At 41.0% G+C, this 18713-nt stretch carries 17 protein-coding genes; 10 read left to right on the top strand and 7 right to left on the bottom strand.

Annotated features, from left to right (window positions below; genetic code table 11):
- Positions 1–10: 10 nt before the first annotated feature.
- The 4 genes from EHO59_RS13845 to EHO59_RS13830 all read right to left on the bottom strand — a co-directional run bounded on the left by EHO59_RS13845 (position 11) and on the right by EHO59_RS13830 (position 5107).
- Positions 11–670: a hypothetical protein gene (locus EHO59_RS13845; RefSeq protein ID WP_135589020.1), complete on the bottom strand. Its 660-nt coding sequence runs from the start codon at positions 668–670 to the stop codon at positions 11–13.
- On the bottom strand, positions 663–1244 hold the full coding sequence (locus EHO59_RS13840) for a hypothetical protein (protein ID WP_135589019.1): 582 nt from the start codon (positions 1242–1244) through the stop codon (positions 663–665). The genes EHO59_RS13845 and EHO59_RS13840 overlap by 8 nt, the downstream gene beginning before the upstream one ends.
- 163 nt (positions 1245–1407) lie before the next feature.
- A complete protein-coding gene (locus EHO59_RS13835) occupies positions 1408–2694 on the bottom strand; it encodes a citrate synthase (protein ID WP_135589018.1) in 1287 nt (428 codons plus the stop codon).
- Between the two features lie 157 nt (positions 2695–2851).
- Positions 2852–5107, bottom strand: coding sequence for a transglycosylase SLT domain-containing protein (locus tag EHO59_RS13830; RefSeq protein WP_135589017.1), 2256 nt, complete (start codon positions 5105–5107; stop codon positions 2852–2854).
- A gap of 54 nt (positions 5108–5161) precedes the next feature.
- Between EHO59_RS13830 and EHO59_RS13825 the strand changes: the two genes are divergently transcribed.
- From EHO59_RS13825 to EHO59_RS13805, 5 genes are all read left to right on the top strand, one after another.
- The gene (locus EHO59_RS13825) at positions 5162–6442 is read left to right on the top strand and encodes a hypothetical protein (protein WP_135589016.1); all 1281 of its coding nucleotides are present in this window, start codon (positions 5162–5164) and stop codon (positions 6440–6442) included.
- Between the two features lie 67 nt (positions 6443–6509).
- On the top strand, positions 6510–7280 hold the full coding sequence (locus tag EHO59_RS13820; RefSeq protein WP_135589015.1) for a hypothetical protein: 771 nt from the start codon (positions 6510–6512) through the stop codon (positions 7278–7280).
- Between the two features lie 123 nt (positions 7281–7403).
- Positions 7404–7847 (top strand): bactofilin family protein, encoded by a 444-nt coding sequence (locus EHO59_RS13815; protein ID WP_135589014.1) that lies wholly within the window; start codon positions 7404–7406, stop codon positions 7845–7847.
- Between the two features lie 21 nt (positions 7848–7868).
- Positions 7869–8846, top strand: a complete 978-nt coding sequence (locus EHO59_RS13810) for a PdxA family dehydrogenase (RefSeq protein ID WP_135589013.1) — start codon at positions 7869–7871, stop codon at positions 8844–8846.
- Complete coding sequence (locus EHO59_RS13805) at positions 8846–9313, top strand: hypothetical protein (RefSeq protein WP_135589012.1); 468 nt, start codon at positions 8846–8848, stop codon at positions 9311–9313. The genes EHO59_RS13810 and EHO59_RS13805 overlap by 1 nt, the downstream gene beginning before the upstream one ends.
- Before the next feature lie 1287 nt (positions 9314–10600).
- Here the strand turns inward: EHO59_RS13805 and EHO59_RS13800 are convergent.
- On the bottom strand, positions 10601–11191 hold the full coding sequence (locus EHO59_RS13800) for a TetR/AcrR family transcriptional regulator (RefSeq protein WP_135589011.1): 591 nt from the start codon (positions 11189–11191) through the stop codon (positions 10601–10603).
- Positions 11192–11350: 159 nt separating this feature from the next.
- Between EHO59_RS13800 and EHO59_RS13795 the strand changes: the two genes are divergently transcribed.
- On the top strand, positions 11351–12055 hold the full coding sequence (locus EHO59_RS13795; RefSeq protein ID WP_135589010.1) for a hypothetical protein: 705 nt from the start codon (positions 11351–11353) through the stop codon (positions 12053–12055).
- A 138-nt stretch (positions 12056–12193) separates the two neighbouring features.
- Here EHO59_RS13795 and EHO59_RS13790 read toward each other — a convergent pair whose 3' ends face one another.
- On the bottom strand, positions 12194–13081 hold the full coding sequence (locus tag EHO59_RS13790) for a sterol desaturase family protein (protein ID WP_246052910.1): 888 nt from the start codon (positions 13079–13081) through the stop codon (positions 12194–12196).
- A gap of 140 nt (positions 13082–13221) precedes the next feature.
- Positions 13222–13869 carry a Crp/Fnr family transcriptional regulator gene (locus tag EHO59_RS13785; protein ID WP_135589008.1) on the bottom strand — a complete coding sequence of 216 codons (648 nt, stop codon included), beginning with the start codon at positions 13867–13869 and terminating at the stop codon, positions 13222–13224.
- Between the two features lie 162 nt (positions 13870–14031).
- On the opposite strand from EHO59_RS13785, the gene EHO59_RS13780 reads away from it, so the two are divergent.
- From EHO59_RS13780 to EHO59_RS13765, 4 genes are read left to right on the top strand one after another with little or no spacing between them, the layout of a single operon-like run.
- A complete protein-coding gene (locus tag EHO59_RS13780; RefSeq protein WP_135589007.1) occupies positions 14032–14718 on the top strand; it encodes a c-type cytochrome in 687 nt (228 codons plus the stop codon).
- Positions 14719–14749: 31 nt separating this feature from the next.
- Positions 14750–16120, top strand: a complete 1371-nt coding sequence (locus EHO59_RS13775) for a cbb3-type cytochrome c oxidase subunit I (protein ID WP_135589006.1) — start codon at positions 14750–14752, stop codon at positions 16118–16120.
- Entirely contained in the window at positions 16117–16929 is an 813-nt protein-coding gene (locus EHO59_RS13770) for a CbbQ/NirQ/NorQ/GpvN family protein (RefSeq protein WP_135589005.1), read from the top strand. Before EHO59_RS13775 ends, EHO59_RS13770 begins: the two co-directional genes overlap by 4 nt.
- A gap of 1 nt (position 16930) precedes the next feature.
- Positions 16931–18703 carry a nitric oxide reductase activation protein NorD gene (locus EHO59_RS13765; protein WP_135589004.1) on the top strand — a complete coding sequence of 591 codons (1773 nt, stop codon included), beginning with the start codon at positions 16931–16933 and terminating at the stop codon, positions 18701–18703.
- Positions 18704–18713 lie beyond the last annotated feature (10 nt).

Raw genomic sequence — 18713 nt, 5'->3', positions numbered from 1 at the left:
ACATTAGGCTTTAATCGTTTTCGACCTTTGGTATTAAGCCGGAGCGAAAGAGGTCCTGGGTGAACCAAGTAAGCATAGGTACTCTATTAGGTCTCGAATATTTAGTGAACATAAGCGGAAACAGAAATAGCTGTATATATGAACTTACTTCAGCTGATCCAGTGATCTTTCCTAGCTCTTTGTGATTTCTATCGAAGATAGTTGCCTGATAGCTAGTTTCCTTGACACTCTGGTACGGAATCAATGTAAGCGTAAATATATCGAGATAAAGTAAGATTGAGCGAAGGGTTCCGGATTTATAGCTTGTGTCTGTTGAAATTTCTACAATGTATTCAAATCGCTCTTCTTTTGGAGGTTCTTCATTTAGATACACGTTGAAATCAACCAAACATTTGCAGGCTGCAATTTGATCTGGAAAAAGATTCTTCATTTTAACTTCTAACATTTGTCGAAGAGGGTCATTTTCTGGAAGACGAGAGCGAGTGGTTTTTTCTTTCTCCTCAGTCTTTTCTGATGGCTTAGAATTGCTACGAAGTATGAATGTAACCGGTTGCATGAGTTGCGTCGGTTCTTCCCACTTCGGTATCGATGCATCTCGAGAAAAAGAAACAAGGCATGAAAGATTAAAAAGAAAAGGGATTAGAGTAAAAAGGAGATTATTTTTATTCATGATACTTTACCATGATTCGATCTTTAATTTTGGTTAGGTCTGTTTCGGGTAAGATTTGTTTTAGTTTTTCGATGCAAAATGCTTTGTCGTCTTTTTCATTTTTCGTTACCAAGTTTCCATTTTTTCCTAGACTCAAAGTGCCAAAGTATGAAATTTCATTGTTAGTAATTTTGAAGGCTCGTTTAGTAAAAAATACCGGGTTGTAAATGCTGCAACCAGTGCCAAAACAGGTGCGCTCTGAGTAATTATCAATTCTATATTCGGCAGTATTTGCAAATAGGAAACCACAATCATCTATAAATTTTGTAATTCCCTTTTCTCCTTTTTTTGCTTCAAATACAATTGATCTTGTATTAGTAAAATTCGGTAATATTCCTTCTTTTACATCTAGGGAGAATGCAGGATTATAGGTCGCTAGAGTAGCAGTTTTAATTCGGAAAAAACCAATTCCATAGCTTGGAAGCTTCCGGGCGTTTTCTATGGATTCATTCTTTTCAGGAATTACCTGGCGAATATTGGGCGTACATTCGAGTAACGTTAGGCAAGTAGTTAGTATTAGTAAAATTAATCTCATTTCTATAAATTGAACGTGAATGGATTTTTATTCATTATGAGAGGTATAAGTAAATTCCGTAAAGCTAAAAAGAAATTCACGTATTCCGCCATGAAAAATATGTAATTGTTTCGATTGGTTAAATAAAATTCGCAGGCACCCTTTCGAGTGCCCGCTATCGGTCTTACTTCTTCTTAGCGTCGTCGTAACCGGTATCAGTTTGTCCGGTGTAGATCTGACGAGGTCTACCGATCTTCATGTCAGGAGACTCGATCATTTCTTTCCATTGAGCAATCCAACCTGGAAGACGTCCCATTGCGAACATCACAGTGAACATATTCACTGGAATTCCGAGAGCGCGATAGATAATACCGCTATAGAAGTCCACGTTCGGATAGAGTTTTCTTTCTACGAAGTAGGAATCCTTGAGCGCAGCTTCTTCGAGTTCTTTAGCAATATCTAATAGAGGATCGTTCACTCCGAGTCTGGAAAGAACTGCGTCGCAAGCCTTTTTGATGATCTTTGCTCTTGGGTCGAAGTTTTTATAAACTCTATGTCCGAAGCCGGAAAGACGGAATGCATCATTCTTGTCTTTTGCCTTTTCTACGATCTTTTTCACAGGAAGACCGGATGCCTTGATCTCTAATAGCATTTCTAATACTTCTTGGTTGGCTCCTCCGTGACGAGGTCCCCAAAGTGCGCAGATCCCTGCAGAGATCGCACCGTATAGGTTTGCAAGAGAAGATCCTACCAAACGAACTGTAGAAGTAGAGCAGTTTTGTTCGTGGTCTGCGTGAAGGATCAGAAGAAGGTTCAATGCCTTTACGATCTCAGGATCGATATAATATTCCTCACTTGGAACCGAGAACATCATGTTCAGGAAGTTACTGCAATAATCCAGATGGTTCATCGGATGCACTGTAGGCTGTCCGAGAGACTTCTTATAAGCAAAAGAAGCGATCGTAGGAAATTTTGCCAGAAGACGGATCATGGAAATATGTCTGTGTTCCGGATTTTCCGGATCGTAAGAATCTTGGTAATATGTGGAAAGAGATCCGATCATGGTGGACATGATTGCCATCGGGTGACCGTCTTTAGGAAATCCATTATAAAGACGTTTTAGGTCCTCGTGGATCAGAGTGTGCATGGTCAACTCTTTGTCCCAGTCTTGGAGTTCCTTGTCGGAAGGAAGATGACCGAAGATAAGAAGGTAAGCCACTTCGGTGAAGGTAGCTTTTTCTGCGAGTTGCTCGATCGGAATCCCTCTATATCTTAAAATTCCCAACTCTCCATCCAAAAAGGTAACCGCACTCGTACAAGCTCCGGTGTTTAAGTAACCGTTGTCTAAAGTGATGTATCCTGTTTGTTGTCTGAGTTTGGAGATGTCGATGGCCTTTTCGTTTTCGGTGCCGACGATGATGGGTAGTTCGAATTCTTTACCGTCGATTTTTAAGATTGCGGTGTTTGCCATTTCTTGCTCCTGATAATTTGGAATGGGTAAAATTTGAGAACAGTACGCTTAGACCGAGGAACATAAATCCGTTCCGGAATTTAAGTCTTAGTCCTTAGTACTATCCTATGGATCTGAAAATCTAGACAATCTAAAAAAAAAGATCTGAGAGCTTCGCCTAGCGGTTTTTGTACTGCCTCAAACTTTGGTAATTATAATAGTTCGACGTTACGATCCTGCAATAATCACGGGACTCTTTAGAAGGAAGTTCCTCCAGGAAATGATTAAAATCTCCATGGTAATGGTTCCTCTTCCATTTTCTAAGATTGCCCGGACCTCCGTTATAGGCGATGGATGCCCATTTCAGATCGTTTTCATTGGAAGAGAGAAGGTATTTTAAGAATTTAGCACCCATTTGTATAGAAATTTCCGGATCGAATAGGGAATAGGACTCGAGTCCCAATCCATGAGCGAGACCTTTTCCTGTTGCTCCCATGATCTGCATAAGCCCTCTCGCATTAGAAGAAGAGACCGCATTCTCCTTAAAGAAAGACTCTTGCCTCATCACCGCATAGATAATGTCCTCATCTATCCCAAAGGATTGAGAAGAATGAGATACTAGATCCCTATGAGGTCTCGGATAAATCCTGGACGCGAGTTTGGAGGGAAGAAGGATTACATCATCCGGGATCCTTCTTCTCTTCATTAGATTTCTGGTATGAAATACAGTAAGATACTGGTGACCTGTAACTTCTCCCAATGCTGCGAGAATTTCGTCCTTTTCCTCTTCGGAAGTTCCGCTTTGCTGTGCGAATTTTTCGACGAGAGAAGAAGCATAGGCCATTTCTCCGATCTCCAGATATTCTTTAGCATTTTGTAATAGACGATTTCCTCGGATTTTACTGTGAGCAGAGTCGATCCGAATGTCCAAGGAGAAAGAGTCCTGAAAATAGGCAAATTCCAGGTCTCTACCTATGATCTTGCTCGAATACTTAGGATCTCCGGAGGTAAGGGACAGATATTCAAAGAGGCTGTCCTTGTTTCGCAGAGGATTATCCGGCTGTGCAATTGTAGAGATCTCGGTTTGGAATTCCTCTCGGATCACTCTCGTATAATAAGAGCCTGGAATATAGCGATAATATGATTTTAGCCAAGAGACAAGTTCTTCCTGTCTTCCTTTGGATTTTAGATTTCGAAGATACCAATAGACCAATCTTCCTTTGACGGGAAGGTTGGGAATTCTTCTAAGAGCTTCTTTCCAATAGTTCTCTTCTAAGAAATGAGACTGATCTCCGATGAGAAGATCGATCAGCTCGTCCTGGCGGATCAGATTGTACGGATTCTTTTCTAAAGAAGAGAGAAGTCGATTGAAGTATTTGTCTCTTTCTCCTAGCTTTTTATAAGCTCTCGCGTACGCGTATTCTACGGCTTCGGAAGAAGGTAAATTCGATTTTTCTAATAGATCTAAGCCCAAGCGACCTAAGCTTTGGTTGGATAATTCCACGGACATCGCCGCAGTGAATTCCGGAAAATATTCCGCGAAATTTCTATGTTTGGAGAATAGAGAAGGCAGGCGTTCCGGATAAGTTTGCACAAGAGCTCTTGCAGCCGCCTTCCAACTCTCCGGTCTTTCAAATGTATGAGAAGTCAGGAATTGATGAGAAGAAAGAAAGGATTTCTTGTCTCCGTTGGATAAGAAAGGAAGAAACAATACCGCCTTGTCCAAGGAGATATGTTTATAGAAAGATTCTCCCTTCCAGGTTTCGAGATCGGTAAAAATATCCTTCTTCACATACGAAGGAACGTTCGCATCATCTGCGAGCGCATAGAGAATATCTTCTCCTTTTTGCACTTCTCCGAATTTATAGAGGGCCTTCGCATAGCGATAATAAGCCATGGCTCCGAAGTATTCTTTTTTATCCTTCTCCTGAAAACTCTCCGCGTATTCTTTTGCTTCTTTGAATTCGCCGGTTTCATAATAGAGTCTCAGGATTTCTACGATCACATTCTTAAAGACGGGATCATAGTCAGGAGGCATTTTTTTTAAGTATAAGATCAGATCATGAGCCCCCAGGCTTTTGCGTTTTACCATTTCCTCATATAATTTCCAAAACGTAACTTTGGTAACAGAGTTGAACGGAGGAAGTGGATTTCGGATCAGCTCGTGCAGATCATCCTTACTCACTCCTGCAACCATCTTTCCTTTGAGAAGAGAGACTAGATAGCGAAGACGGGAGTTTTGATCTCCGTCCGGATGAGTTTCGTGAAAGCGGATCAGTGCATACACTTCCGATTCTGTAGAAGGAGATTTTTCCCTGAAAATTCTCCTGATTTTTTCCAAACTATAAGACTTGATGAGGTATTTTAGATCGGTGTCCCCATAAAGACTGCCGACAACTAGAAAAGGGAGTAACCCCAGGATCGTTTTTTTCATGCGGTTCTTCTTCTCTCAATCCGCCTAAGGGCTGTAGCTCCAAAAAGGGTCTTTATGCAAATATCGGTATCAGAAACGGAATGGCCAGAAATTACTTTGCGACATCCGGATTGGGAGAAAAAAAAGGCTCCTTCCAAGTCCGGTTCGTCGGACGTCCTTCGGATCAAGACCAAGATCCTGGATCACTATAGCGGGAGCATTCTCACTCATCTTAAGCCGAACGATTGCTTTCGCTCCGATCTATTCGGGAAGCTTAGATTTCATTCTCCTCGGATCGATTGGATTAGAGAAGATGGAATTACGGAGAGAGAAGAGAAGCTTCTTCGTTTATTCTTTCAGGAACTTCTGGATGAACTAAGAGGGGACTTGGTTTGGGATCCTGAGCTATTCTTCTTATGCTCTGCGTTTTTATTATGCGAAGATCGGGTCCAAGATTATAAAGAACTTTTGGAATCCTTCGGATCCGATCTGAAAGAAGCAAAGCTTGGCAGAAGACTTCTCTATTTCCTGGATCTATTTCCAGAAGAAACATTTTCCTTAGAAGATCTAAGTCCTAAAGAAAGACTATCCTATCAGCACAAGAAGAACGGTCTCAGCCAAGAAGAACAGAATGAGTTGTATGACTTAGTGATCTCTTCCCAAGAACCGGATCTATTAGGATTAGCATTCTATTACTTCAAAGAGAAGAAGGAAGGGATCCGAAATTTCCGAGTCTTGGACGCGATGATCTCCAGAAGAATACGAGAGTTCGAGACTTCTGAGATTCGATCCTTCTTAGAACATTTCGATCCGATACATTCCATATCTGAAAGATTCTTTTTACTCAAGAAATGCGTTTCGAGAGATACACTTTCTTCTTGGGTTTTGGAAGAAAAGAAGAAGAATGGAAGAGAAGAACTTTCAGAGACTCTCAGAGATTCCATACAAGAAGGAACCGACGAATCTCTATTCGATAGATTTAATGTTTTGAAGTCGCAAGGAATGTCTTATACACTTAGGCCGTTTGAGCTTTTAGTATTGTGGAATTCCACTTTAGCAATCGAGTTGGATGCGGAAATGATCTCCATTCGAGCTAAGTCCTCCGGCTCCTATCTAGTGCAGAGAGCGATTGCTGTCCAAGAATTTAAGGACAAGAAATTTGACTCTTTTCAAGAGAGACTTCCTTTAACGGGAAGATTCCAATATACTCCTGAAATGGTGTATTTAAAAGCGATCGCACTTTTGGAAACCGGTAAGGTAGAGGACGGGGTCCAACTTATGGAGTCCTTGGTCTATAAATTCCCTCAATCTGATTTCTTGAGATTGGTTTTGGAGAGATATAAGAAGAAGAGCTAAGACCTTTTGGCATTGAGATAATTTTCTTGCCTAGAGAGAATCGATTTTCTAAAATCAGTCGTATAACATGGCAATCACCCAAGAGCAAATTCTAGAACTGCAGCGTCATCAGAAGATGATCCAGCAATTGGAAAAGATACTGCGTTTGTCCAAGAACGATGAGCAGAAGTACAGGGTGACCAGGGATCTGGACAAATATAAGAACCGAATGAGAGAGATCTCTCCGGAAGGAATTCCGGATAACTTGGAAAATGCCGCAGAACAGATCCGTATGTTCCGAGAAAATCCGGATGCAGCCGGACGGATCCTTGCAAAGTATCCGATCATGAAGATCTCTCCCAACTCCAACGATACCGAAGTGAACCAGATCGGTACTTGGATCAATGTTTTAGACAGAGAATATCTTCCTATCTTGAACGAGACCCATATACGTTTCGACTTCTCTCATGGAAATGAGAAGGACGGGGTCGTGAAACATATGGAGAATATCCGACGCAATATCAAGGTCTTGACCGAAACGATCGAAGAATACCAGGCTGCGGAAAAACAGGACTTCCGAGAACAGTTGAGCCGGATGAAGAACAAACAAACCCGTATCTTCATCGCTGAGGCTTTCGAGATGTTCCAAAAATTCAACGAGTTCTTGGTAAAGATCTTGGGAGAATTCAAGGCTGGAGGAGGGGTGATCATGAATCTAGAAGACAATATCACCTTCAATCCTCGTTTCGAGAAAGCGACAGAGCTGGAAGGAAAGTCCATCCCGGAAGCGTTAGAAGAATTTAGAGAATTTACCGGCGAAGTCCTGGATCGGATCAACGTTCCGAATATCAAGCACTGAGATCTAGGCCGGTTCTCAAAAACGAGGCCGGAACTAAAAAATTCCTTTTCCTATGCCCAGGGGGCGTTTTACTTAGTGTTTACACCGGATCAGACTGATCCGAGGATATAGGATTCAGAATTCATGGCACTTGTTAAGAACTCCTCCGAAGTTACAAACTCCACAATCGGCGAAAATTCCTACTTTAACGGGAAGTTTTTCATCAATGGATCCTTAAAGATTGACGGAAAGTTCGAAGGTAAATCTCTGCAAGCGGAGCAATTGTACATCGGAGCTTCCGGAAAGGTTCGCACCAATATCACTGCAGCCAGCGTCATTATAGAAGGAATCGTAATCGGAAATATCACAGCTCGAAACAGAGTGATGCTTCTTCCTACTTCCAGAATTTTAGGAGATATCCGCACTCCTGAGTTGATCATCCAAAACGGAGTGGTTCTCGAAGGACGTTGCATTATCTCCAGCGATCTGAAACATTCCAACAAGGATCATATCGAATTAGAATACGCGAAAGATTCTTTGACCTTAGAAAGACTCTTCGGAAAACAAACCACAGCTAAGGAAGCTTAATCTTCCAAAACGTCCAGGGCCTTGGTTCCGATCCTTATCACAGAAGGAGATCCCTGCGGGATTGGCCCTGAAATTGTAAATCTATCTCAGGAGAAGTTAGACTCTCACTCCCGAGAAAAAATCCTACTCTTAGTCAGCTCCAACTCTTTCGTTTCTTATCCAGGCTGGAAGGAAGTAGGAGATCCTACAAAAATCTCCGAGCCTGGTCTCTACGTTTGGAGAAAACACGCGCTCACTCCTATAGAAGAAGCCAGTTTGCAAATCGGAAAGCCTTCTGAGGTCTCCGGCAAAGCAGCGTTTGCATCTTTGGCAGAAGGAGTGGAACTCCAAAAGAAGTTAAATGGAAATCTGATCACTCTTCCTTTAAGCAAGGAATGGGTCCTGAAATCCGGAGTGAAAGGATTCAGAGGACATACTGAGTATTTGGCAGATCGATATTCCAGGCCGACTTACATGCTTATGGCGGGAAGGGAATTGAATGTGCTTCCTCTTACGACTCATGTGCCTTTGCAAAAGGTACCTTTCTACTTGAAAAAAATCCATCTTCCTAGTTTAATCTCTGCGATCCGTTCCGCTCCCATCCAAAAAGAAGAAAGGATCGCCTTCTTAGGATTGAATCCTCATGCGGGCGAAGGCGGAAAGGTAGGGGACGAGGAAAAAAAGATCCTCTCACCGATGATCTCAAAGATGAGAAAGGCAGGATTGAATGTATCGGATCCGTTATCTGCGGACGGGGCATTCAGCGAAACGTCTCGTCATAAATATTCTCTTTTCTTGGCATGTTATCATGACCAAGGACTGATCCCTTTCAAGATGTGGGAGGGAAAATACGGGGTAAATCTAACCTTAGGTTTGGATTTTATTCGGGTCTCCCCGGACCATGGAACTGCTTTCGATATTGCAGGGAGTGGAAAAGCGGATCCGGAGAGTTTTCTGCAATGTTTAGAATGGGTCTCAAAGGCTCTTTCTGCCGAGAATAGTTCTAGGAGTATCCATTGATGTTTCTCGCTCAGGCCGGTTCCAGCTTATTACAACAGATCGTATTTCCTATATTCCTGCTTTGGTTCGTGGGCCTGACCCTTGTATTGATACGTAACGATATCGAGATCATCTGGAAGATCGCGACCTTCTTTGTTTTCGTATTCTATTTCTTCCAATTCTTTCCGGAATTGAAAGAAGCTTACGAGAGATTATCCAAAGCTTATCCAGCAGAGATCCTGAGCTGGATTTACGGTTTGCCTAGAGCATTTTACTTTTTTCTGTTATTTATCTGGCCGATCACTGTGATCCGCATGTATTATACCGCTTCTCCTGCGGTGGCCAACATGACAGCGAGGACCTTGGTTGCAGCGACTTTGGTTTATTGGATCTTCTTCTTGGTCTATCATCAATTCTCCGCTCCGATTGATGAATTTATGAAAACAAAGTTTATCGACTATATTACGATGCCAAGCGCTGGTAAATAAATTCCGGATCAATTGAGTAAAGCCTCAATCTGCCGATCACAACGATTTCCGGATTCTCTTTACTAGAAAACGGCGCAGTTTTTTGAAAAATTCTGTGAACGTCGAACTCTTGTTTCGTTTATCTCGCGATTTAATATATTTTATATATTTTTCATAAGCATTTTCATCATCATAACAATTTTTACCTCGTTTCGTGATGAATTTTTGTTCGAGCCAATTTTTAAAATCGTTCGTAAGATTTTCAAACTGGGTCGATTTATCAATTAGCTCTCCTTGATTTAGAAATTGATTGCAATACTGAATTTGGTATTGGAGGCCGAGGCCGAATATATTGATGGGCGCCGACAGATGAATTATCTCGTCACGCCTCCAAATATCATCCTCCAAATAAGCCCCTTTATCATCTAATTCCTGAATTATTTTATCCATGTCGATCTGATTCAAGGAAAAGAAAAAACCTAAATACTTGTGATTTATGGATATGACTTGTAAAGCTTTGTCATACGTTACCTTTTCAAAATATCGTAAATTTTCCGGACTTTTCCAAAACCAACTGTAAACATTCATATTAGGGATACTGAACATATACGATAAAAGATCGGTTATACTGTTTCCGGACCAAAGGCTGGATATCGACGTGAATTTATATTTTATATTAGGATTTTCGCAATAAGTAATCGGCTGTTCGAATAGATGTTTTGTAGGAGAATAGTCTATGTCGATCGATAAGTATTTCGTTTCTTTTCCACACTGCGTGCATTTTGAATGAACGATTATCTGTTCGAAGTCGGTATCACCCTCGTACGGTCTCTTAAAATATTCGAATTGGATATTAAACCATTCGTTTTTACAGGAGCATTTTTTCTTTCTAGGATACCCGGATTGAATTAGGTCGTACCAATAATCTAAGCTGTCTAAAATTAGGTAATTTCTTTCTGTTCGAGTTGTAAGAAGTCCAACGCTCTCATCCTTTAAGAAACGAACTTGAAATTCACTTTCTCCGGATTTGGTTACTATATCCAGAAGGTTCTCGCTCTTAATCTGCATGTTCTATTTTTCCGTTAAGAATCTAAGATAGTAGTGAAATACTAATATGAATTTTCGGATTGAATTGCAACTATTCCAAAAGTTTTGCGAAGATTAGTAGTCTAATATTTTCTTTTGAAAACTAATTATAGATACGTTTTTACAAACGACATTACCGTCTTAGAACAATCGACTGAAACGTATAATTTCGACTAGGATACTAGGAATGGTGAAATCCATTTTGCAGGTTGGACTAAGAAATTAGAATTCTCCTTCATCCAATATTTTTCCGAGAGTCTGGATAAAAATATCTAAGGGTTGCGTGGAATGTGTTGCTCTGGCTGCGAGCATAGCTCCTCGCCAAGATTGTTCCAGAAAGGCTGCCCAAGTCCTTGCATTTTTCGAATCATAGATCTCGGACAGTGTGTCCGCTAAAATCGAACTCATTCCATTGTACAATTTGCGAAGTCCTTCGATAATCTGCTTATCATCGTTCAGGACATTCTGGCCTAGCATGTTTCCAAGGCAGGATATATTCTTTTTAAGAAGTTTCTTTTCACTATCTATTCTATTCTTAAACATTTGAAGAATGCGTTCTTTAGGAGAGAGCTCCTTATTATCAAGATACTTATGACATTCTGCAAGGGCGTCCTTACTATATAGTTCTAAAGCCTCGATAGCAAACTCAGATTTCCCTGGAAAATAATTATAAAAAGATCCTTTAGGAATCGAAGCAGCTTGGCAAATCTGAGCTACTCCCGCTCCAGTAAAACCCAACGAGCGTATCAGATTCGTTCCTACTTCCAAAATATGTTCTTTCTGGGCGATTACGTCGCTTTGTGAGATGCGCATGCCTTATAATATGACCGGTCGTCTATGAGTCAATCGCTATTCACTTGTATCTTGCATCCGGAATTTAATAAATTTCTTGATAATACGACCGGTCGTTTTAGTTCTGGTTGAAGAAGCCCTCTCTATTTTTATTCAAATAAGAGGCTGGAAGGGAGAAGTATGAATCTAATCAACTTAGTTACGTGTGCGCTGGGGATCTTGACCCCAATCCTTTTTTCAAGATTGCTATTGAAGGGAATTGGAGCCTTAGATGTCGATCAGGGAGTAAAACAAAAACTTAGAATTCGAATAGTGACTTTCATAACCGTTTGGGTCGCTTTAGTTTGGGGTTTAACGATTGCAGGTGTATTTAGCTATCAATCGGGTGATATTATTCCCAGATATCTGTTTGCGCTGACGATTCCGGTTTTAATCGGGGTTATGATGCTCAGAATGCCTAGATTTGTACGATTAATATCTGGCATACCGCTTGAGCTGCTCGTGGGTGTCCAAGTGTTTCGTCTCTTGGGATTTGTGTTCATTTTAGTGGCTCGTAATGGCGAGGGACCAAAGGATTTTGAACTTGCAGGCTATGGAGATATCTTGACCGGACTGACTGCTGCCTTGGCGGGAATTCTATTATTCATGAAGATACGGACAGCGCCGATCATGGCTTGGATTTTTACAATGGTTGGAATGCTCGATTTACTAAACGTAGCCCGAATTTTACTCGTTTTTGATCCGATCTGGAGTAATTCCACTCCCTCAAGTATAGCTGCGGGAAGATTTCCGATGATGTTAGTCCTTGGACTTGTGGCGCCGATCGCTTTGCTGCTCCATGTATACGCGATTCGAGGATTGATTTTATTTAACAAAAAAAGTTAATATAGTAATCCTTAGTATCAAAGACCGTAAAATTGGAGACGACTTTATATAACTTAAAGTTGGGACTCGGAAAAGTTCCCCGAATATCGGGGAACTTTTATGTTGTTATTTAGTAAGAGATGCTAAATTAAATCGAGCTCAGAAAAGTTTTTTGAACGGAGAAAAATAGATAGAGAACAAGCTTTTAAATTCTTCTTTCTCTTTCTCCAGGCCGAAGATCAAACTTTTGTTTTCTTCTTCATTGGGAATATGAAGGCTTCCAGAAAGTATATCCCAAAAGGCGAATGTAACTCCTAGATTCTTGTTCTGGAGTTGGATGTCTTTGCTGTGATGCACTTGGTGCTGCGCAGGACTTAAGAAAATATGACTGAGCCATTTGGGAAATCGAAGATCGATATGAGAATGTCTGAGATTCGCATAAAGATTGAATCCAAAGATTCCTGCATTTACCCCTAAAAATGAGATCATCTGGATCCCTTCAGGAAATAAAAATACTGTGATGCCGGTCACAATTCCTGAGAAGAATGCTCCTAGAGAATTTACTAATATTCCTTCTACCGGATGGACTCGATAGACTGTGAGTGGGTTTAGCACTTCTGCCGAATGATGAAATTTGTGAAACTCCCATAAGAAGGTTTTGTGTAATAGGAAATGAGCTAAAAATCTTCCGAAATCATTCGCCAACCAAAAAAGTAGAGAATAGATTACGATTACGGAATATCCTGTTGGAGAGGCGAGCTTGGAACTTCCGAACCAGTGGGCGAGGTTGCTACTTATGAAAGAAGAGACTGTCGCGCTCGAAAGTACAAAATATCCGAAATACAGTGAAAACAAGATCGTATTCACGAAATAGTATTTATAATCCAAAATGGAAGAAGGATGTAACCAGATCTTTTGAGAGAGATTTCTTCTGGCATATTCGGTAGAACGGAAATCTTTTCTTCTAATCTTTTGTAGAATTAAGAAGAAGCAAGTGATCAGAATCGAACTAAGTAGATACAACCAATAGATCTTAAAGGAAGGCACAAAAAAGCTTCGTACCGGATCGAGCAAATGAAGTAAGATCGCCAAGATTCCCTCATTTCCAAGAAAAAGTTATTTCAACAAGAGTCAAATCGAATCGACTTTAAAAGAATGAGAAATCTCAACGACGGGATTGAGAAGGTCTAGTTCAAAGGAGATTTTTGGAGAATATGATAGGAAGCGTTCCTTTCCTCGACGATATGTTCTTCGGTGAGGAAGCGGAATGCGCGACTCACTGATTCTGGAGTAGTTCCTAAGAGAGAAGCCAGTTGGTATTTTGTGACTGGTAGGGATACAAATCCTTGGTCGGCTCCTGATTCGATTAAAAAAGTAATGATTCTATCTTTTACGGATAGGAATAAATTCTCCATCATCTTCTTTCTGAAATAATTCAAATGCTCTACAGTAGCGTAAGAAAATAGAAAGAGTGCCTGATTGTTTCCCTTTAAGAATGAAATGAATTCTTTTTTAGGATAATAGATCAATTCACCATCTTTTAAAGCCTCGCAAAACCCAGGATAAATACAAGGTTCCTTGGGTTGAAAGATGGGATGAGTGGCGATCAGTTCTCCAGGTGAGAATACCTTAAGGATAGCTTCTTTTCCGTCCGTATTTAATGAAAATACTTTAAATATTCCTGATATGATTTCGAAAAATCCTGTATAGGGTCTTCCTTCCTCGAATACCAGTTCTCCTTTATGGAATTTTTTAGGGATCCCGATCGAACAAATTTCATTCTCGAATTCTCGACGGATCTCCGACCAAGGATCGACTATTGCAGTGTTCAGCATAAAAGTATCCGTATAATTTGAGTGTATCAAAATATTTTTCAGAATTTTTACATCAATATTGATCCATATCAAGGACAAATTTTTTGATAAATGTCAGACTTCTTTTGGCTTTTTGTAAGTAGGAAATATTTCGCCTGCTTAATTTTGCAAAGGGAAGAGGCAATGCTCACAAAGTTTCAGGCTAAATTATTTTTCCTCATAGGAACCTTTTTATTTTCCGCCATATTCTTATTCCTAACGTTCGATTCTTTAAGATATGTTTATTCGAATCCTTCTGCAAAGACTCTAAGTGATGAGGTGATTCGGGGTAAGGCTCTTTGGGAGAAGAATAACTGTATGGGTTGCCATACGATCTTGGGAGAAGGAGCGTATTACGCGCCTGAATTGACTAAGGTCTACGAAAGAAGAGGTCCGGAGTGGATACGAATATTTCTTAAAGACCCTCAAGCGATGTATCCAGGAGAGCGTAAGATGGTAAAATATGATTTTACCGAGGCGCAAATTGGTGATCTGATCGCCTTCTTAAAATGGAACGGGGAGCTTGACCTTAAAGGCTTTCCTCCTAAGCCAGAGTTCAAGCCTGAAACACAAACGGTAAGCGCAAATAACGTATCTATCTCTCAACCTGAAAAATTCAAACAGATCTGTGTAGCCTGTCATGCGGTTGGTGGTGCTGGTGGAAATGTCGGTCCGGCACTCGATACAGTGGGCAAGAAATTCGATATTGCCTATCTGGAGAATTGGCTTCGAGATCCGCAAAAGATAAAACCAGGGACAGCCATGCCTAAATTGCCTTTGAGCGAATCGGAGATCAAGGATCTGTCCGCCTATCTTTCCCAATTAAAATAGATATTATAAATACTAGATAAAGAGTGCGATCATGAAATATAAATCTCAAAAAATTGCCTATTGGTTCTTTGCAACCTGCATGTTGCTCTTGTCCTTGCAAATAGTTTACGGATTCATTATGGGTTTTGCCCGAATGGGATTCGACGGTTTGCATGACTGGATCCCATTCAATGCTGCTCGAGCAACTCATACGAATCTACTTGTAGTCTGGTTATTGACCGGATTCATGGGGGCTGCTCATTATATTATTCCGGACGAGTCAGAAAGCGAGATCTATTCCGTTCGATTGGCTTATATACAGTTGCTCTCTCTAATCGTAGTGGGAGTAGTCTCTATTATCGGGTTCCATTTTAACGTTTGGGAAGGCCGGAAATTCTTGGAAATCCCAAGACCTCTGGACTATTTGGTCGTCATAAACGTACTATTATTTCTTTTTAATATAGGAATGACGGTCTGGAAGGGTAAGAAGCATACGACCACTGGCCTAGTGCTATACTTCGGACTTTTCTCCGCTGCACTCTTGTATCTACCTGGGATGATTGAATTCAATAGCCAAACTGTGGATTCTTATTTCCGTTGGTGGGTCGTTCATCTTTGGGTCGAAGGTGTTTGGGAATTGATCATGGGAGGAATTCTTTCCTTTCTTTTGATTAAGTTGACCGGAGTGGATCGAGAAGTGATCGAGAAATGGTTGTATGTGATTGTAGGTTTAACTTTTCTCTCGGGTATTCTAGGCACAGGTCACCATTATTATTATATTGGAGTTCCTGAATATTGGAAATGGATTGGCGGCTTTTTCTCTATGTTAGAGCCTTTAGCCTTTCTTGCGATGGCGATGTTTGCAGTCTCTATGTATCGGAAAAGCGGAAGAAATCATCCAAATACGATCTCACTCTACTGGACGATTGGAAGTGCGATCATGTCCTTTGTGGGAGCAGGATTTTTAGGTTTTGCGCATACACTTCCTCAAGTGAATCTGTATACACATGGAACCTTAATCACTGCAATGCATGGGCACTTGGCTTTTTGGGGAGCCTATGCAATGATCGTTCTTGCTATCATCACATATTCGATGCCTTTATTAACCGGGCGCAAGCTATGGAATAACTCCATCGGACTCTTTGCATTCTGGGCTTCCAATATTGGAATGCTTGGTATGACGGGAGCATTTGCTGTTGCAGGGATTGCGCAAGTGTACTTAGAAAGAAAATTCGGATTGGATTTTCTAGTCGTACAGAAAGAGATACAAGTGCATTTTCTCGGACTTGTGCTTGCCGCTCTCGTTTTTACTTCTGGGATAGTTGCATTTATATGGAACTTTATAAAATTCGGAACTCCTACTGATGAGGCAGTAGGAGCGGAGGCAGCCTCCGGAGATATTTCTCTTTCGAGTAGATCTTGAAGAAGCTTGATAATGCATCCGAGCCGAAAGATACGGCAAATCTACCTTACTATAAAAGTACGGGGAATGAAATCGATGTGTTCGAGCATGCTCATCGGAATAAACTCCCTGTTCTATTGAAAGGACCTACAGGTTCGGGAAAGTCTCGCTTCGTAGAATTTATGGCTGCTCGGTTAGGACTTCCTTTGGTTTCGGTTTCTTGTCATGAAGAGACTTCTGCAGTGGATTTGCTGGGTAGGTTCTTGATCAAAGGTTCCGAAACAATATGGCAGGACGGTCCTTTGACTCGAAGTATAAGAATGGGTGCAATCCTGTATGTGGATGAAATTGCAGAGGCAAGACCAGACGTTCTTGTCGCTATTCATCCCTTAACTGATTATCGAAGAGAGATCTATCTAGATCGAAAGAATGAAAGTGTGTCCGCGCCTTCTTCTTTCATGCTGGTTGCTTCTTACAACCCTGGCTACCAAAGAGGATGGAAGGAATTGAAACCTTCGACTCGACAAAGATTTATTTCCATGCAATTCGATTATCCGAATTCGAAAGTCGAGGAAGAGATACTTTTCGCAGAGACAGGAGTCCTTTTGTCAATAGCAAGTCAATTGGTTAAGTTGGGGCAGAAGATCCGAAATCTTACAGAGTTAGGTTTGATCGAATCTTGCTCTACTCGTCTTTTGGTCGATGCAGCAAAATTGATTACGAGTGGTTTGCCTCCAAGGCTTGCCTGTGAAGTCGCGATCGTGCAGCCCCTTTCGGATGATAGAGATACAGTGCAAGCCCTCAAGGATATAGTTTCCTTGATGATATGAGATGGGCTGGGACGAATTCTTATTCAAGCATCTCTATAGATCCGCACTAGATCTATTCTCCGAAGAAAAAAGTTCTATATTAGAAAAAAGAAAAGTTTCTCTTTCTTCCATTAAGGATCGTCTCTCCATCTTGGCCAAATCTTTAACGGGAGAGAACATAGAGATCTTTTCTGCGGAGAGAGAAGGTGGCTTTCAGAATAGCGCATTCTTTCTTCCAAATCAATATTTTGCAGGCAATACGAAAGAAGATAATCTGAATTTTTATATATTCAGGATCCTTTATTTATCCGAGCAGAAGAATCTTGGTTTGAATTGGGGACCGGGCGAAGAAAGAAGTAGAAAGGAATCATTGCAGAAGGCTTTCAAATATTATCCTATCATAATGGAAAGTCTACAGAACTCGTATCTGGGCGCGCGTGCCTTATTGGATTCTGTGGTTGCAAACGAGATCGAGTTTAGAAGATCTAGCAAGGATAAGAAAGGCGAGGAGGAAGATCTTTCTTTCTTACATGGAATTTGGATGTCGCCTTCTATAGAAAGAGTAGAATCTCTTTCTTTGCATTCAAATACGGAAAAGCCTCATATAGAGGAGATTCGGACAGAGCTTTTGGGGATCGCGAGAGAAAAGATCCGCACCTTAGAAGTGGATCAAAAGTCTCAGCAGGATTATACGCTTCAGCATCAATTCGAGAAAGTAGATACTATCGAAGAATTCTCCGGAACTTGGAGAGATTTTGATGGAACAGATGAACTTTCGGAACAGAAGGAAGCTCTTCAAGAATTGGATCTGAGAGATACAGTACGCTCCGATGAACCTACACATTCCGTATTTCGGACTGAATTTCTATCTGGATTCGGGGCTTCTGAGAGTAATGAGATCCTTTCAGAAAAAGAGCCTATTCGATACGATGAATGGGATTTTGGAAAACGAAAATACAAGACTGGTTATTGTAGCGTATACCCTAAGAGATTGATAGCAAAGGATCCTCAATTTACCTCTCAGGTTTATACGGAACATTTTACCACATTGAATTTCATGCGTTCTAGATTGAATCGATTCGCCAATGAGAGAATGGCAATCAATCGCCAATCGGATGGGGAGGAGTTGGATATAGATGCGATCGTCGACTTTTATACGGATATTCAGTCGGGTTGCATTCCTTCAGAAAATATTTATATTTCTAAAAGAAAGAGATTGAGAGAAGTCTCCATTTTAATCTTAGCGGACACAAGTTTATCAACAGATTCTTATGTAGATAACCAAAGGATCTTAGATGTAGAAAAAGTTTCTTTGCTTTTGTTCGGACAAATATGTTCCGAATTCGGGGATAGATTTCAGATCGATTCATTCTCTTCGAGAACAAGGAATCATTGCGATTACTTTTCTATTAAGAGATTCGATGAGACTTGGGAAAAAACGAGAGATAGAATTGGACCCATGCAGTCGAACGGATATACTCGCATTGGACCAGCGATCCGACATGCGATTTCTCAGATCCAAAAAGAAACAAGCTCCAAGAGATATATCCTTCTTCTAACAGACGGAAAGCCGAATGATTACGATCGATACGAAGGAAGATACGGAATTGAGGATGTGAAGCAGGCAATCCGAGAATGCGAAAAATCGAATATAGGATTGTTTGCATTGGCGGTAGATAAGGAGTCCAAAAGGTATTTGCCGGCCATGCTAGGCCTGGGTTCTTATCGGATCCTTCCGAATCCATCCCATTTGCCCGAAGCACTGGCCGACTTTTACATTAAACTAATCCGATAAGCGAAGCCAT

It is taken from the genome of Leptospira semungkisensis (assembly GCF_004770055.1).
In the GTDB taxonomy this organism is placed as follows: Bacteria; Spirochaetota; Leptospiria; order Leptospirales; family Leptospiraceae; genus Leptospira_B; species Leptospira_B semungkisensis.
The sequence above is the reverse complement of the archived record's forward strand: the minus strand, read 5'-3'. Positions and strand labels throughout refer to the sequence as shown.

Coding starts and splice junctions, on each gene's coding strand:
- EHO59_RS13785 (WP_135589008.1), bottom strand. CDS start 13,869: ATGCTGAACACTGCAATAGTCGATCCTTGGTCGGAGATCCGTCGAGAA.
- EHO59_RS13765 (WP_135589004.1), top strand. CDS start 16,931: ATGGGCTGGGACGAATTCTTATTCAAGCATCTCTATAGATCCGCACTA.
- EHO59_RS13820 (WP_135589015.1), top strand. CDS start 6,510: ATGGCAATCACCCAAGAGCAAATTCTAGAACTGCAGCGTCATCAGAAG.
- EHO59_RS13840 (WP_135589019.1), bottom strand. CDS start 1,244: ATGAGATTAATTTTACTAATACTAACTACTTGCCTAACGTTACTCGAA.
- EHO59_RS13815 (WP_135589014.1), top strand. CDS start 7,404: ATGGCACTTGTTAAGAACTCCTCCGAAGTTACAAACTCCACAATCGGC.
- EHO59_RS13835 (WP_135589018.1), bottom strand. CDS start 2,694: ATGGCAAACACCGCAATCTTAAAAATCGACGGTAAAGAATTCGAACTA.
- EHO59_RS13805 (WP_135589012.1), top strand. CDS start 8,846: ATGTTTCTCGCTCAGGCCGGTTCCAGCTTATTACAACAGATCGTATTT.
- EHO59_RS13830 (WP_135589017.1), bottom strand. CDS start 5,107: ATGAAAAAAACGATCCTGGGGTTACTCCCTTTTCTAGTTGTCGGCAGT.
- EHO59_RS13775 (WP_135589006.1), top strand. CDS start 14,750: ATGAAATATAAATCTCAAAAAATTGCCTATTGGTTCTTTGCAACCTGC.
- EHO59_RS13800 (WP_135589011.1), bottom strand. CDS start 11,191: ATGCGCATCTCACAAAGCGACGTAATCGCCCAGAAAGAACATATTTTG.
- EHO59_RS13795 (WP_135589010.1), top strand. CDS start 11,351: ATGAATCTAATCAACTTAGTTACGTGTGCGCTGGGGATCTTGACCCCA.
- EHO59_RS13780 (WP_135589007.1), top strand. CDS start 14,032: ATGCTCACAAAGTTTCAGGCTAAATTATTTTTCCTCATAGGAACCTTT.
- EHO59_RS13825 (WP_135589016.1), top strand. CDS start 5,162: ATGCAAATATCGGTATCAGAAACGGAATGGCCAGAAATTACTTTGCGA.
- EHO59_RS13845 (WP_135589020.1), bottom strand. CDS start 670: ATGAATAAAAATAATCTCCTTTTTACTCTAATCCCTTTTCTTTTTAAT.